The organism is uncultured Campylobacter sp. (assembly GCF_938018035.1).
In the GTDB taxonomy this organism is placed as follows: Bacteria; Campylobacterota; Campylobacteria; order Campylobacterales; family Campylobacteraceae; genus Campylobacter_B.
Map to the genome: position 1 here is coordinate 1 of NZ_CALIJF010000355.1, position 14,259 is coordinate 14,259.

The following is a 14,259-nucleotide window of genomic DNA, read 5'->3' on the forward strand; positions in this document are numbered from 1 at the left end:
AAATTAAAGATTAAATTTGCTAAATTTCGCGAGGTTTTTTAAAATTTTGCGACTTGCGACGACGAAAATTCGCGAAATTTGGCGCGGCTTTTTTAAATTTTACGGCGTTTAAATTTTGCGGCGCGAAATTTTGGTGGCATAGAATTTAACGGCGCAAAATTTTAACGGCACGGCGATGGAATTTTATCGCGACGCGGGATTTTGGCGCGGTAGTAAAATTTTATCACGGCTTGAAATTTTGCATGGCGCCGCTCGCTGCACTAAAGCAACTGAATTTTATCGTGATGTGAAATTCGGTGCGGCGTAAAATTCCGTATCAAGGCAAAATTTTAAATTTGCCGTCGCGCAAGTAACGCAAGTAAAACGGCGAGCGAGCTTGAAATGTTAAATTTAAGACGCGCAATGTATCTGCGTAGCCCTGAAATTTAGCGAGTTTGAGAGCGAAATTTAACGATGAAATTTAACGCAAAGAAAAGAGGAAAATATGAAAGCAAATGAGGGAAAAATGAAAATAGCGATAATCGGGCTTGGCTACGTGGGGCTTCCTTTGGCGGCGGCGTTTGTGGCGAAACACGAGGTCGTGGGCTTTGACGTCTCGCAAGAGCGCATAGACGAGCTGCGCGGCGGGCACGATCGCACGCTGGAGCTTAGCGACGAGGAGCTTGCTGCGGCGATTCAAAACGGGCTTAAATTTAGCGCAAAGCTAGATGATATGAGGCAGAGTAATTTTTACATCGTGTGCGTGCCGACGCCCGTAGATAGGCTAAATCGCCCTGATCTTACGCCGCTAATCAAGGCCAGCGAAAGCGTCGGAGCTGTGCTTAAAAAGGGCGACATCGTCGTGTATGAAAGCACCGTCTATCCTGGCGCTACGGAGGAGGACTGCGTGCCTGTGCTGGAGCGGGCTAGCGGGCTAAAATTTAACCGCGATTTTTTCTGCGGATATTCGCCCGAGCGGATCAATCCGGGCGATAAAATTCACACCGTCACGAAGATCAAAAAGATCGTCTCGGCAAGCACCCCAGAGGCTCTGGACGTCGTAGATAGCGTCTATCTTAGCATCCTGCAAAACGGCACCTTTCGCGCTAGCAGTATCAAGGTCGCCGAGGCTGCGAAGGTGATCGAAAACACCCAGCGCGACATCAACATCGGCTTTATCAACGAGCTTGCGATCCTATTCGGCAAGCTCGGTATCAACACCAACGACGTCATCGACGCGGCGGCTACGAAGTGGAATTTCTTAAGCTTCCGTCCGGGGCTCGTGGGCGGACACTGCATCGGCATCGATCCGTACTATCTGGCGCAGAAGGCGACCGAGGTGGGCTATCACCCCGAAATCATCCTCTCAAGCCGCCGTATCAACGATAATATGGGAAGTTACGTCGCTACGGAGGTCGTTAAGATGATGATAAAATACGATGAAAAGGTCAAGGGCGCGAAGGTCTTGATCTTGGGGCTGACGTTTAAGGAAAACTGCCCCGACACCCGCAATACGCGCGTCGTGGATATGATAAAAGAGCTTAAAAATTTCGGCTGCGAGGTGGGCGTCTATGATCCTTGGGCGAGCGCCGCCGATGCTAAGAGGTACTACGACATCGACCTGCTGCAAAAGCCCGATTTGCGCAAATTCGACTGCGTAGTAATCGCCGTGGCGCATAAGCAATTTTTCGAGCTTGATTATTCGGGCTCGCTGGTTTATGACGTAAAAAACGTCTATAAAGGCGCGCAAGGAAGGCTTTGAAATTTGCTCGGGGTTTAAATTTAGACTTCTAAATCAGTAGCTTAGCGGGGATAAGGATGAATGAAGCAAGGCTTGAAAAGTTAAAGAGGCTTTTAGATGGGCGGCGTCAGAATTTAGAGCAAGGCTTGCAGGAAAATTCTGATGCTCAAAATTCCAATGCCTTAATTTTAATAAAGGAGATATAGATGAGTAGAGGAAGTGTTGATAAAAGGTGTACTTATTACAGGTGGTTTTAAATCGCTACAAGAATATTCTGATTTGCCAAAAGCTACTAAAGGAATACAATGAAAAACCCGCTTTACTACGTAGATTATTGGTATGATTTGATTAAATTCGGCTTCGATCGGAAACACACTTTTATAACGCTAATCGTTGTTTGCGTTTCATTTATCGCACCGATACTTCTTTTGATAGCATATCAAAGCGCACCTAGTAGAAAAAATATAGAAGATCCTTTTGTTTTTGTTGGAACTATAAGCGAATTTCATAAATATGATAGCTATCGTGGTGGAACCGGCTGCAATATATCCGTGCGAGGAAGCGGTAAAATTTTTGATCTGCATATCGGAAATAGCAAGACAGATTATGAACAATTCGGTATGCAATTTTGTGATTTAATTTACAAAAACTATATAGATCAAATTTGTGTAAAAATTAAAATGTCGGAAAGATTTTTAAATGAATACGGGTATTGCGATGGAACAAAAATACATACCTCAAATGCAGAGGATTGGGATAATTTATATTTTCAAAGAAATATACTAACCTTAACTAGTATATTGCTATTTTTATCCGCATTGTATTCAACCTTTAAACTTAATAAAGACTATAAAAAATCCAAACTAAAAGATTAAATTTTAATCTCTAAATTTACAGCGCCTGCGCGAGTATAAATTTTGCAAAATCCTCGCGGGAGTTCGGGCATTTGCACACTTCGTAATATTCATAACCCAGTTCGCGCGCCTGGGCCCTATAAAAAATATCCAGCTCAAAATCGGTCTCGGAGTTATCCACGCAAAACGCGATCGGGAATATCAGCGCTTTTTTGCTCTGCAGATCTCGCAAGACGTCCGCGACATTGGGCTCTAGCCACTTTACGGGGCCAAGGCGCGATTGATACGCCAAAATAATCTCTTTAAATTTAATCCCGCGCGTAGCCAACAGATCTTTTAAAATTTTTACGTGTGCCTCTACCTGTGCCTCGTAAGGATCGCCCGCAGTGATCATTTTTACCGGCAGCGAATGCGCGGAAAATATGAGCGAAATTTGCGAAATTTCATCCGCGCTAAATTTCGCGACGCACCCTGCGATTAAATTTAGCAAAATTTCGTTGTAAACGGCGCTGTCGTAGAAAATATCAACTATCTTATAATTTTTTATACCGAGCCGTTTAAGTGCCGCCTCGGCAGAGCACAGGCTCGATTGCACCGTAGTTTTTGAGAAGTGCGGATACAAAGGCATCAAAATTATCTCATCAAAATCCGCGTATTTTTTAAACACATCCTCCGCAAATGGTGGCGTGTAATTCATCGCATAATCGCAAATTAATGCGTCTATCGGTTTTTCATCCTGCGGCGCCTCGTTTTGCGCCGCCTCGCTCTGCGTCGGGGCGTCTTGCGGCGGCTTGCTCTGCAATGAAATGTCTTGCGGCGGCTCATTCGCGGCGCCCGCATCCGCCGCATTTTCAAATTTTAACCCCGCGCCGAATTTTGCTCGCGCTAGTTCATTTACCCGCTCGCAAAGTGCTTCGGTGATGGAGCATATCGGCGAGCGTCCGCCCAGTTTTTCGTAGTTGCTACGCGCCGATGAAGTTCTGCTTCTTACGATGAGCGCGGCCAAAACGCTGCGCCAAAAACCACTTTTAATGTCCAAAATAAAAGGGTCGTTAAACATATTTTTTAAAAAAATTTCAACCTCACTCAGATCGTTCGGACCGCCCATGTTGAGTAAAATTAGGGCTTTTTTCATGAGATGATTTCTCTGATTTTTATCGCATCCTCTACGCTTGCAAGACCTGCATTAGTACTGCTGTCGCACATCGCGCAAAACGCTTCGTGTTCGCGGCGTAGCGAAAAATCGTCGCGATCGACGCGCAGATTTACGCGCCCGTCAGGCGTAATTTTAAAAAGAGTTATTGAGATTAGATCGCCGAAATACACACCGCTGTCGGTGCAAATCTCGATACCGTGGCGCCTGATCGGATAGAGATTGGACTGCATTAGCGTGCAATAGCAGCCGCTTTTTGTGTGAAGCGTCGCGCATGCGGCTAGAGTGCGCTCTTTAGAGATATTTTTGCTAAGTTCTATGCAGGCGATCTCGCTGTGAGAAAGCAGCCGCACAAGATCGATATCTCTAAAAAGGGCATTGGCGACGATATCTGCTCTATCATCGTTTGCAAAACCGCTTACGAAGCTCATCGAAAAAATTTTATCCCCCTTGGCTAGCTCGCGTAGCAAGGATACGATGACAGGATTGTAGCGGTCGGAGTAGCCTACGGCTAGGCGCGTGCCGTTAGTAGTGACTGCGTAATTTATCTCTCTGGCTTCGGCTAGGCTTTGTGCGAGCGGAGATTCTACAAAGATATTTTTGGTAAACGGCAGGCATTTTAAAATCAGCTCTTTATGCGATGGCGGGGGAGCAGTGATGACTACGGCATCGGGCTTGGCGACGTTAAAAAGATCGGTTAGATTATCAAAGATCGGATAGCGCGGGCCGAAATTTTCACTGCTGCCCTTATGATAAAGCGCTACAAGCTCGAAATAATCGCTCCTTCTTAGCTCGCTGAAGTGCTTTTGACCAAGCTCGCCCATGCCTATGATCGCTATCTTTTTTTTCATCGCCATGCCCTAAATTTAATCTTTCGCGCCATTATAACTAAGAATGGTTAAAATTTATAATTTTTAAAATCTAATTTAGCTAAAATGCGCCTTTAAAATTTAACTTGAAATAGGACAAATCATGGATATTAGAAGCGAATATTTAAATTTCTTTGCAAGCAAGGGGCATCAGATCATCCCCAGCGCGCCGCTGGTACCAGATGATGATAGTTTGCTGTTTACAAACGCGGGTATGGTGCCCTTTAAAAGCATATTTACAGGAGCCGTTCCGCGTCCGACGCCGCCTATCCGCACGAGCTGTCAGACCTGCATCCGTGCCGGTGGCAAACACAACGACCTAGACAACGTCGGCTATACCGCGCGCCATCATACGTTTTTTGAGATGCTTGGCAATTTCAGTTTCGGCGAGTATTTCAAAGAGCAGGCGATCGCCTATGCGTGGGAGTTTATCACTGAAATTTTAAAGCTTCCCAAAGAAAAGCTCTATGTCACCGTGCATGAAAAGGACGACGAAGCTTACGAGTTCTGGGCGCGCCACATAGCGCAGGAGCGCATCTATCGCTTCGGCGATCACGATAACTTTTGGGCGATGGGCGATACCGGACCTTGCGGGCCGTGTAGCGAAATTTTTTACGATCAGGGCGAGGAGCATTTTCACTCATCCGAGGATTATATGGGCGGCGACGGCGACCGCTTTTTAGAGATTTGGAATTTAGTTTTCATGCAGTACGAGCGCAGCAAAGACGGCAAGCTTAGCCCGCTTCCAAAGCCTAGCATCGACACGGGCATGGGCCTTGAGCGCGTCACGGCGATTAAAGAAGGCAAGTTTAGCAACTACGACAGCTCGCTTTTTATGCCGCTAATTGATGAGGTTGCAAAGCTTTGCGGCAAACCTTACGTTTATGAAAGCGGCGCGAGCTACCGCGTCATCGCCGATCATATCCGCTCGGTTACGTTTTTGCTAGCGCAGGGAACAAATTTTAACCGCGAGGGCAGGGGATATGTTTTGCGTAGAATTCTGCGCCGCGCCGTTCGCCACGGCTATCTGCTCGGCATCAAAGAGCCATTTATGTATCGCCTCGTGGATAAAGTATGCGAGCTAATGGGCGGGCATTATGCATATTTGAATGAAAAAAAGCAAGCCGTAAAGGAGCAGATCAAACTCGAAGAGGAGCGGTTTTTTGCCACTTTGGCAAACGGCATCGAGCTTTTTAACGAGGAGCTTGCACGTACTAAAGAAATTTTTAGCGGCGAGGTCGCGTTTAAATTATATGATACCTACGGCTTTCCGCTCGATCTGACCGCCGATATGCTGCGCGAGAAAAATTTGCGCGTGGATGAGGCTAAATTTGACGCGCTTATGAGCGAGCAAAGGCAGATAGCTAAAGCCGCATGGAAGGGCAGTGGCGATAAAAACGTCCGTGGCGATTTCAAGGCGCTGCTAGAGAAATTTGGTGAGAATAAATTTAGCGGTTACGAAGAGCTTAGCCGCACGAGCAAGGTTTTAGCACTGCTTAACGAGGATTTTGCGGAAGTGGATGAGCTCAAAGCCGGCGATATCGGCTGGGCGATGTTTGATGTCACTCCGTTTTATGCACAAAGCGGCGGTCAAACGGGCGATAGCGGCGAAGTGGAGTCCATAGCCGATGTGTTTGATACGCAGAAATTTTATGGGCTAAATTTATCCCACTTGCGCCTTAATCGTAACCTAAAAATTGGCGATATCGTCGGGCTCAAGGTTTCTGAGGAGCGTGAGCAGATTGCACGTCATCACAGCGCGACGCATCTTTTACACGCGGCGCTTCGTGCGGTACTAGGGGCTCATATAGCTCAAGCAGGAAGCTTAGTCGAGGCAGATCGCTTAAGATTTGACTTCTCGCATCCTAAGGCGCTTAGCGACGAGGAGCTAGCTAAAATCGAGGAATTTGTAAATAATGCCGTTTGCAAGGGCTGTGCGGCAAAAACCGAGATTATGGATATAGATGACGCTAAAAATAGCGGCGCGATTGCGCTTTTTGGCGAAAAATATGGCTCAAAAGTGCGCGTTGTGAGCTTCGGAGAGATTAGCAAGGAGCTTTGCGGCGGAATTCACGTGCGCAATTTAAGCGAGATAGGGTCGTTTTTTATCGTCAAAGAAAGCGGTGTAAGTGCGGGCGTTAGGCGTATCGAGGCAGTTTGTTCGCGCGCTGCTTTAAATTTGGCGCTTCAAAATCGCGCTAAGCTTGCTGAAATTTCTGCGGAGCTAAAAGGGATTGAGCCTCTCCGCGCGATTGAGAAATTAAAAGATGAGATCAGATCGCTAAAAGATCAGATCAAGCATGCAAGCAGTTCTCATGCACTGGCTTTTTTAAATGTCGGTGATACCAAACTTTGCGTAGCCTCGGTCGAAAGCGGTGATATAAAAACTATGATAGATGAGTTTAAAAATAGCCACGAAAAGGCGGCGATAATGCTGATGCAAGTAGGCACCGACGGCAAAATTTCAATCGCAGCAGGTGTTAAAAACGCGCCGATCAAAGCTGGCGAGTGGGTTAAGCTCGCGGCGCAAATTTTAGGCGGCGGCGGCGGCGGACGCGATGATTTTGCGACCGCAGGCGGCAAGGACGTGCTAAAAATCGAAGAAGCGATCAAAGAGGCGATCTCTTACGCAAAAGGTAAAATTTGAACGAAATCGATTCGAGCTTCATCAAAGCCTCGCAAATTTTGCCGCTGATTCACATTTTAAGCGTGATTTTTTTGGTCTGCGCGCAGATCTGCGTATTTTTGATCGCGCGGATTTTTATGAATTTAAGCAGTAAAAACCAAGCGGATGCGAAGGATGTAAAATTTGCAGAAATTTTACGATATATGAAACGCTATGAGCAGTTCTTTGCACTATTTTTGGTGATCGTTTGCGGAAGTGGATTTTTTCTTGCGGACGGCGGAAGTTTTAAATTTTCAGATCCTATGGTAAAAGGTGCGATTGCCACGTTGTGGGCTGGCGCCGGCTTTATACTACTAAATTTTATCTACATGCATTATAAAATTTCATCTTTGAAGCGAGCTTTGGATGCGGGCGATGAGCTTGAGGCGAATGAGCATTTAATCATCGTTGTTAAATATTTCATCCCGTTAAATATCGTAGTCACGCTGATTTGCGTTTATCTAGGTGTGACGGTGGGCGAGTTTTGATGATCTATTTAGCTTCCAGCTCGCCTACTAGGGCGCAAATTCTAAAAGATAACGGCGTAGAATTTACGCAAATTCCTTTTAATTTCGACGAAAGCGGCATTAGTAAGGACGATGCACGCACCTATGCTTACCGCGTTGCCGTAGCCAAGAAAGTGCAGTTTTTTAAAATTTATAAAAATTATGATAGAGTGCTGTTTGCCGATAGCTCCGTACTTGCCGGCGGCGAAATTTTAGGCAAGGCGCGGGATGAAGCGGACGCGTTAAGGATGCTGCGAGCTCAAAGTGGTGCTAGCTGCGCCGTTTATACTGCGATGATTTTTTGCAGTAAGGCGCTAGAGCTTTCGGCACTTAGCGTCGCAAGCTTTGAATTTGCGGAATTTAATGAAGCGGATTTAAAAAGCTATATCGCTAGCGGTGATTGGCGCGGCAAGGCGGGTGCGATGAGTATCGAAGGCTTTAACGAAAAATATATCAAAAGCTCGCGTGGGTCAAAATTCACGGCGATGGGGCTTGATCTGGAAATTTTAAAGAGGTTTGTATGGTAAGAGTTTTATTTAGTTTTATTACGGTTTGCGCGTTTGCTGCAGGCGGAATTTTTTTGTATTTTTATTCGCAAATCCGCTTGGAATCGGACTCAATCATCGATTATCATCCCGAGCTTACGACTAAAATTTATGATCGCAACGGTAATTTGATAGCCAACGTTTTTAATGAACAAAATAGAATTTACGTAAAATTCGACGAGATTCCAGGCCGCGTGATCGAGGCGCTCGTAGCTATCGAGGATACGGCGTTTTTCGAACACGGCGGTGTGAATGTCGAGGCGATTTTTAGGGCGATTATTAAGGATGTCAAAGCGATGAAATTCGTCGAAGGGGCTTCCACGATTACGCAGCAGATCACGCGAAATTTAGTTCTTTCGAGCGAAAAGAAGCTTGATCGCAAGATCAAAGAAGCGATCCTATCGCTTAAGATAGAAAACGCCCTAAGCAAGGAACAAATTCTAGAGCGTTACTTCAACGAAGTGTATTTTGGGCACGGATATTACGGCATCCGCACGGCGGCTTTGGGATATTTCAAAAAAGATTTGCAAGATTTAAGCCTTAAAGAGATCGCGATTTTAGTGGGCTTGCCGAAAGCTCCTAGCAGCTTTGATCCTACTAAGCACCTTGATTTGTCGCTTTCGCGCGCCAATAACGTGATTTATAGGATGCATGAGCTCGGCTGGATAAATAAGACCGAATATGAGCTTGCGATGAACGAGCAGCCTACGATCTACAACGAAACGCTCACGCAAAACGCAGCGCCGTATGCCGTAGATGAGATCATAAAAGAAGCGGAAAAAATTCTACCGGATGTCCGCACAGGTGGATACCGCATAGATACGAGCCTTGATCTAAAGGCGCAAGCGATGGCGCAAGAGGCATTAGTTTTCGGCTACAATGAAATTTTAAAGCGCAACAAAGACGCCAATGCAAGCAACGTAAACGGCGCTATGGTCGTCACGCATCCGCAAAATGGCGAAATTTTAGCCTTAGTAGGCGGCGTGGATTACGCGAAATCAAATTTCAATCGTGCCAGTCAATCCCAGCGCCAAACCGGCTCCAGCTTCAAGCCTTTCGTCTATCAAATCGCCCTTGATATGGGCTACTCGACGATGACCGAAGTGCCCGATATAGCTAGAGAATTCGACGATGGCAGCGATAAAACGTGGAAGCCGAAAAATTACGACAAGACTTACAGCGGCTACATCACGATCAAAGAAGCTTTAACTCGCTCGCGCAACCTTGCCTCGATCAATCTGATGCAATCTATCGGCGTTGATCGCGCGGTAAAAAAGCTGGGTGAGTTCGGCTTTAAGAACGTCCCGCCCGCCCTGTCGGTGGCTATCGGCAGCTACGGAATTTCGCCGCTTGAATACTCCACGATGTATTCGATGTTTCCGGGGCTTGGAATTACGGCAAAATCAAAATTTATCGTTTCGATTACCGATAAGGACGGCAAAACTCGCTTTATCGAGCCTGAGCGCCGCCGCGTGCTGCGCCCTGAACAGGCATATCTGATGACTACGCTACTAAAAAATATCGTGCAGCGCGGCACCGGTACTCGCGCACGCGTGCAAGGCATCGACATAGCGGGCAAAACAGGCACCTCAAACGATAGCATAGATGCGTGGTTTTGCGGCTTTACGCCGGATTTGCAGATCATAATCTGGTATGGCAACGACGATTATAAACCTATGCGAAAGGTCGAGGGTGGCGGGCGTACTGCAGCACCAGTCTTTGCGCGCTTTTTAGCAAACTACCTCAAAGAGTATCCGCAAACTAAACGAAATTTCACGGTTCCGGACGGCGTCTTTAGCAGCTCATACAACGGCAAGGAGGAGTATTATACTAAAATTTCGCCGCTTCCTAAACCCCGTGAAAGCAGCAGCGACGGATCATTTTAAATTTGGATGGAAATCTAAATTTGATCCACTTTCGGAAGCCCTTGCATGAATTGCGTTTATTACACAAACATAAATATGCTAATTTTATAGTTTGTGTAAGGTTGTAGGCGCTAAAATGCGTAATCATTTTATTTAGGGGTTAAGATTGCAGGATTTAGAATTCGAAAGTAAAAAGATAAGAATAGAAAATACTCGTGTAAAATTCGGCAAATTTTTTACGAAATTATGTTTTATATATTTTTTATATTCTCTTAGCACCTTTATAATTCCTAAAAATATTTTAGATATTTCTCCTGTGTGCTTAAATTTCGTAAATTTTATGAAAAGCTATTTTCCAAATATCGAAATTATCGGTAGTATTAGCCCATACACCCAACTTTCTGAATTTTACGTTAGTATTATGTGGATATACGGGATTATTATTTTTGCGGTTTCTAGCTTATATTCATTGGTTTATTATATTTACTTTTGCAGATATGATGATGATTTTATATTGCTTTCAAAAAAGAAGTGTGAAAACGATTGCCCGTTTTTGTTGCTTCCGTTTATGTTCGGTCTCGGTATTTTTATGTTTGAGGTTTATTATACCGGATATTTTGCAAGCAGCGGTATAAGCATAAGAACAAGCCATTTTATGCCGGAATTTCAAAGTAGATTTTCAATTTTTGGATATATCATTTTCTTTCAATCCAGTTTTTCTCTTTCGGGTTCCGTAATATTAATGTCTACATTCGAATTTGTTTACAAAATATATTTCTATTTAAAAGGAGTGAAAGATGCAGAACAAAGTCAATGAAAAGAGCGGCGTATTGAATTAAAAATTTGGAGTATTATCGTATGGAATTTCAAAGTTATAAATCTGAAATGCCTCTTTTTATGATCAAAGATTATTGGACTAAAATCAGCACAGAATGTTATTTAATATTAGCTGTATTTTTAGTTATATTTCTATTTTTCTGCAGAGGAAGTGCTTGGGCATATCAATTTTTAGGAGCCGTTACTTTTTTGGTAGGAATTTTATTTATTAATAAACATAAATTTTTAAATTTCTATTCCGATAGAATAGAATATAATTCTTTATGCAAAAATTATAACGACGTATATTCGGTACATAAAAGTGTAAAGACTTCTAATTTTGATAAAATCGCTATTTATAAATTTTCTGGACTAGTAATTGAAGATGCTTGCAAATACAATGCCAATATAACTAGATTTAAAAAATTTCTCTTGCTAATTTTATCGTACGCTCTGCATCCGATAAATCTTCTTTGCTTCGGTGTACTTAAAATTTTAAGAAGAATAGATAGCATAAATTTAAATGTTCTAATTTTATTAGATAGTACTCATAGTAATTATTTTGCCATTCCGCTAACTATGTTAAGTGAGTATGAACGAGTAAATTTGAAAAAGTATTTAAAAGACAAACTAAATCTAAATCTTGATAATATTGAAATCAGGGATAGTTTTATAGATATAAATTTTATATAAAATTTTCTAAAACCCTTTATTTCAGTATACTTTAATAAATTCCAGCTTAAGCAGATAAATTTTATCTTTTTATTGACGAGCCTCAATGCTTATAGAAATTTAAATAGGTAAAATTCACTCCTAATTTCAGTTAAAGGAGTGAGAATGGCAGAATATAAAAAGCTCTGGATGACGCTCGTAGCGGTACTCATCGTGGGCTTTAGTTTCTTGGGTTTTTACGGCGGCGAGGTGTATAGGCAGTCTCCGCCGGTGGTAAAATTTACCGATGCTAGCGGAGCTGAGCTAATCAGCACCGAGCGCATTTACCGCGGGCAGGAGGCCTGGCAGAGTATCGGCGGTATGCAGGTGGGCTCGATCTGGGGCCATGGAGCGTATCAGGCGCCCGATTGGAGCGCGGATTGGCTGCATAAGGAGCTAGTTGCGTTTATGGATATCAAGGCGCAGGAGCGTTTCGGCGCTAAATTTGACGCCTTAAATGACGAGCAAAAGGCGCAGATCAAAGCGCTTACAAAGGCCGAGTACCGCACCAACACCGTAAAAGACGGCACCGTTAAGCTAAGCGATGATCGCTTGAAGGCTATGGCGGTCGTAAAAGACGAGTACATGGGTGTTTTCGGAAACGATCCGCGCTTTAAAAAGCTTCGCGAGGATTATGCGATGAAGGAAAACACGCTCGCAAATGAGCAGCATCGCGCCGAGCTTATGGATTTCATATTTTGGACTGCTTGGGCTGTTTCTACGGATCGTCCGAGCGGAGAGGCGACCTATACCAATAACTGGCCGCACGAGCCGCTAATAGACAATGTCCCTACCACGGAAAACGTCGTTTGGACGATCGCAAGCCTCGTTATTTTGCTTACCGGCATCGGTCTTTTAGTGTGGTTTGGAAATTTCTACGGCAAAAAGGACGAGGATTTCGAGGCTCCTGCGAAGCTTAGCGCCGATCCGATCGCCGCTTTAGCGCTTACGCCGTCGCAAAAGGCGCTCGGCAAGTACCTTTTCGTAGCGATTGCGTTGTTTGCATTTCAAGCCTTCATCGGCGGCTTTGTTGCGCACTATACGATCGAGGGTCAGTCCTTTTTCGGGCTTGATATTTCACAATATATCCCTTACTCGCTAGCTCGCACCTGGCACGTGCAGGCGTCCATTTTCTGGATCGCTACGGGCTTTTTGGCGGCGGGATTGTTTCTAGCTCCGATCATCAACGGCGGCAAGGATCCTAAATTTCAAAAGCTCGGTGTGGACGTGCTTTTCTACGCGCTTCTTTTCTTGGTCGTCGGCAGCTTCGCGGGCGAATACATGGCGATTGCGGGCAAGATGGATCCAAGCAGCAGTTTCTGGATCGGACATCAAGGATATGAGTATTTAGATCTCGGTAGAATTTGGCAGCTGATACTGTTTGTGGGTCTTGTGATCTGGATGGTGCTCGTGCTTCGCGGCTTTATCGCGGGCTTTAGAGCCGAGGGCGATAAGAATTTATTGGCGATTTTTACCGCTTCGGTTATCGCCGTAGGGCTTTTTTACGGCGCGGGGCTTTTTTACGGACAGCGTTCGCCGATCCCTGTAATGGAGTATTGGCGCTGGTGGGTCGTGCACCTTTGGGTCGAGGGATTTTTCGAGGTTTTCGCGACGGCGTCTTTGGCGTTCGTATTCGCGTCCTTGGGCTTAGTAAGCAAGAAATTTGCCACCTACACCTCGATTGCTAGTGCATCGATTTTTTTAATCGGCGGAATTCCTGGTACCTTCCACCACCTCTATTTTGCGGGCACTACTACGCCGATAATGGCTGTGGGTGCGAGCTTCTCGGCGCTTGAGGTCGTTCCTTTGGTGCTTTTGGGCTCGGAGGCGTTTCACTACTACAAACTTCAATTTGCGCAGGATTGGGCTAAGCGTCTAAAATGGCCGCTTTACTGCTTCATCGCCGTAGCGTTTTGGAATATGCTGGGCGCGGGCGTTTTCGGCTTTTTAATCAACCCGCCGCTTGCGTTGTTTTACATTCAGGGCTTAAATACCACCGCGGTGCACGCTCATACGGCGCTATTTGGCGTATACGGCTTTTTGGCGCTCGGCTTCGTGTGGCTCGTGGCGCTGTATATCTACAGGCAAAAAAGCTTCGATGATACGCTGATGAAGATAGGCTTTTGGGCGCTTAACGCGGGTCTGCTTCTAATGGTGCTGATTTCGCTATTGCCTGTCGGAATTTTGCAGGCGTTTGCGGCGATCGACGTGGGTATGTGGTACGCAAGAAGCGCGGAATTTTTGCAAAAAGATAGCCTCTATGGGCTCCGCTGGGCGCGCATCATCGGCGATACGATCTTTTTGGTGGGAAGCGTGTGCTTCTTGCTTCAAATCGTGCGAATGATATTCTCACGCGCTAAATAGAGCTTTCGCGAGCTTTTATCGCTTGCTTTGCCTCGCAGGAATTTTATATTCTTGCGAGGCTTTTTAAATTTAGCGTACTTCGCGCGGGCTTTTTTGTGATGGCTTGTTTTCGCGGACGATACCCGCGCGAGCTTTAAGCTTAGCCGCAAATTGCGATCAATCTTTAAAATTTTAAAATTTCATCCTCTTAA

General features: G+C 45.1%; 12 protein-coding genes. 10 read left to right on the plus strand and 2 right to left on the minus strand.

The annotated features are described in order from the left end of the window. Positions 1–505: 505 nt before the first annotated feature. The 3 genes from Q0257_RS10685 to Q0257_RS10695 all read left to right on the plus strand — a co-directional run bounded on the left by Q0257_RS10685 (position 506) and on the right by Q0257_RS10695 (position 2,595). Positions 506–1,741: a nucleotide sugar dehydrogenase gene (locus Q0257_RS10685; protein WP_298024711.1), complete on the plus strand. Its 1,236-nt coding sequence runs from the start codon at positions 506–508 to the stop codon at positions 1,739–1,741. A 56-nt stretch (positions 1,742–1,797) separates the two neighbouring features. Next, entirely contained in the window at positions 1,798–1,926 is a 129-nt protein-coding gene (locus Q0257_RS10690; RefSeq protein WP_291936652.1) for a hypothetical protein, read from the plus strand. A 99-nt stretch (positions 1,927–2,025) separates the two neighbouring features. After that, a complete protein-coding gene (locus Q0257_RS10695) occupies positions 2,026–2,595 on the plus strand; it encodes a hypothetical protein (protein WP_298024713.1) in 570 nt (189 codons plus the stop codon). 16 nt (positions 2,596–2,611) lie between these two features. On the opposite strand, the gene hemH is transcribed toward Q0257_RS10695, so the two are convergent. Further along, positions 2,612–3,709: a ferrochelatase gene (gene hemH / locus Q0257_RS10700; RefSeq protein WP_298024715.1), complete on the minus strand. Its 1,098-nt coding sequence runs from the start codon at positions 3,707–3,709 to the stop codon at positions 2,612–2,614. Next, the gene (locus Q0257_RS10705) at positions 3,706–4,578 is read right to left on the minus strand and encodes a Gfo/Idh/MocA family oxidoreductase (RefSeq protein WP_040304050.1); all 873 of its coding nucleotides are present in this window, start codon (positions 4,576–4,578) and stop codon (positions 3,706–3,708) included. The genes hemH and Q0257_RS10705 overlap by 4 nt, the downstream gene beginning before the upstream one ends. A gap of 121 nt (positions 4,579–4,699) precedes the next feature. On the opposite strand from Q0257_RS10705, the gene alaS reads away from it, so the two are divergent. The 7 genes from alaS (at position 4,700) to Q0257_RS10740 (ending at position 14,068) form a co-directional block, all read left to right on the plus strand. Continuing rightward, positions 4,700–7,243, plus strand: coding sequence for an alanine--tRNA ligase (gene alaS / locus Q0257_RS10710; RefSeq protein WP_298024717.1), 2,544 nt, complete (start codon positions 4,700–4,702; stop codon positions 7,241–7,243). Beyond that, positions 7,240–7,749 carry a hypothetical protein gene (locus Q0257_RS10715; protein ID WP_298024719.1) on the plus strand — a complete coding sequence of 170 codons (510 nt, stop codon included), beginning with the start codon at positions 7,240–7,242 and terminating at the stop codon, positions 7,747–7,749. Before alaS ends, Q0257_RS10715 begins: the two co-directional genes overlap by 4 nt. Continuing rightward, positions 7,749–8,294, plus strand: a complete 546-nt coding sequence (gene maf, locus Q0257_RS10720) for a septum formation inhibitor Maf (RefSeq protein ID WP_298024721.1) — start codon at positions 7,749–7,751, stop codon at positions 8,292–8,294. Before Q0257_RS10715 ends, maf begins: the two co-directional genes overlap by 1 nt. Continuing rightward, the gene (locus tag Q0257_RS10725) at positions 8,288–10,198 is read left to right on the plus strand and encodes a PBP1A family penicillin-binding protein (RefSeq protein ID WP_298024723.1); all 1,911 of its coding nucleotides are present in this window, start codon (positions 8,288–8,290) and stop codon (positions 10,196–10,198) included. Before maf ends, Q0257_RS10725 begins: the two co-directional genes overlap by 7 nt. 145 nt (positions 10,199–10,343) lie before the next feature. Continuing rightward, positions 10,344–10,994 (plus strand): hypothetical protein, encoded by a 651-nt coding sequence (locus tag Q0257_RS10730; protein WP_298024725.1) that lies wholly within the window; start codon positions 10,344–10,346, stop codon positions 10,992–10,994. 41 nt (positions 10,995–11,035) lie between these two features. Then, on the plus strand, positions 11,036–11,686 hold the full coding sequence (locus tag Q0257_RS10735) for a hypothetical protein (RefSeq protein ID WP_298024727.1): 651 nt from the start codon (positions 11,036–11,038) through the stop codon (positions 11,684–11,686). A gap of 144 nt (positions 11,687–11,830) precedes the next feature. Next, positions 11,831–14,068, plus strand: coding sequence for a nitric-oxide reductase large subunit (locus Q0257_RS10740; protein WP_298024729.1), 2,238 nt, complete (start codon positions 11,831–11,833; stop codon positions 14,066–14,068). Positions 14,069–14,259 lie beyond the last annotated feature (191 nt).

What these genes read in the sequence shown, in the direction of transcription:
- Q0257_RS10725 (WP_298024723.1), top strand. Translation starts at nt 8,288, where the DNA reads ATGGTAAGAGTTTTATTTAGTTTTATTACGGTTTGCGCGTTTGCTGCA.
- Q0257_RS10690 (WP_291936652.1), top strand. Translation starts at nt 1,798, where the DNA reads ATGAATGAAGCAAGGCTTGAAAAGTTAAAGAGGCTTTTAGATGGGCGG.
- maf (WP_298024721.1), top strand. Translation starts at nt 7,749, where the DNA reads ATGATCTATTTAGCTTCCAGCTCGCCTACTAGGGCGCAAATTCTAAAA.
- Q0257_RS10735 (WP_298024727.1), top strand. Translation starts at nt 11,036, where the DNA reads ATGGAATTTCAAAGTTATAAATCTGAAATGCCTCTTTTTATGATCAAA.
- Q0257_RS10740 (WP_298024729.1), top strand. Translation starts at nt 11,831, where the DNA reads ATGGCAGAATATAAAAAGCTCTGGATGACGCTCGTAGCGGTACTCATC.
- hemH (WP_298024715.1), bottom strand. Translation starts at nt 3,709, where the DNA reads ATGAAAAAAGCCCTAATTTTACTCAACATGGGCGGTCCGAACGATCTG.
- Q0257_RS10705 (WP_040304050.1), bottom strand. Translation starts at nt 4,578, where the DNA reads ATGAAAAAAAAGATAGCGATCATAGGCATGGGCGAGCTTGGTCAAAAG.
- Q0257_RS10695 (WP_298024713.1), top strand. Translation starts at nt 2,026, where the DNA reads ATGAAAAACCCGCTTTACTACGTAGATTATTGGTATGATTTGATTAAA.
- alaS (WP_298024717.1), top strand. Translation starts at nt 4,700, where the DNA reads ATGGATATTAGAAGCGAATATTTAAATTTCTTTGCAAGCAAGGGGCAT.
- Q0257_RS10685 (WP_298024711.1), top strand. Translation starts at nt 506, where the DNA reads ATGAAAATAGCGATAATCGGGCTTGGCTACGTGGGGCTTCCTTTGGCG.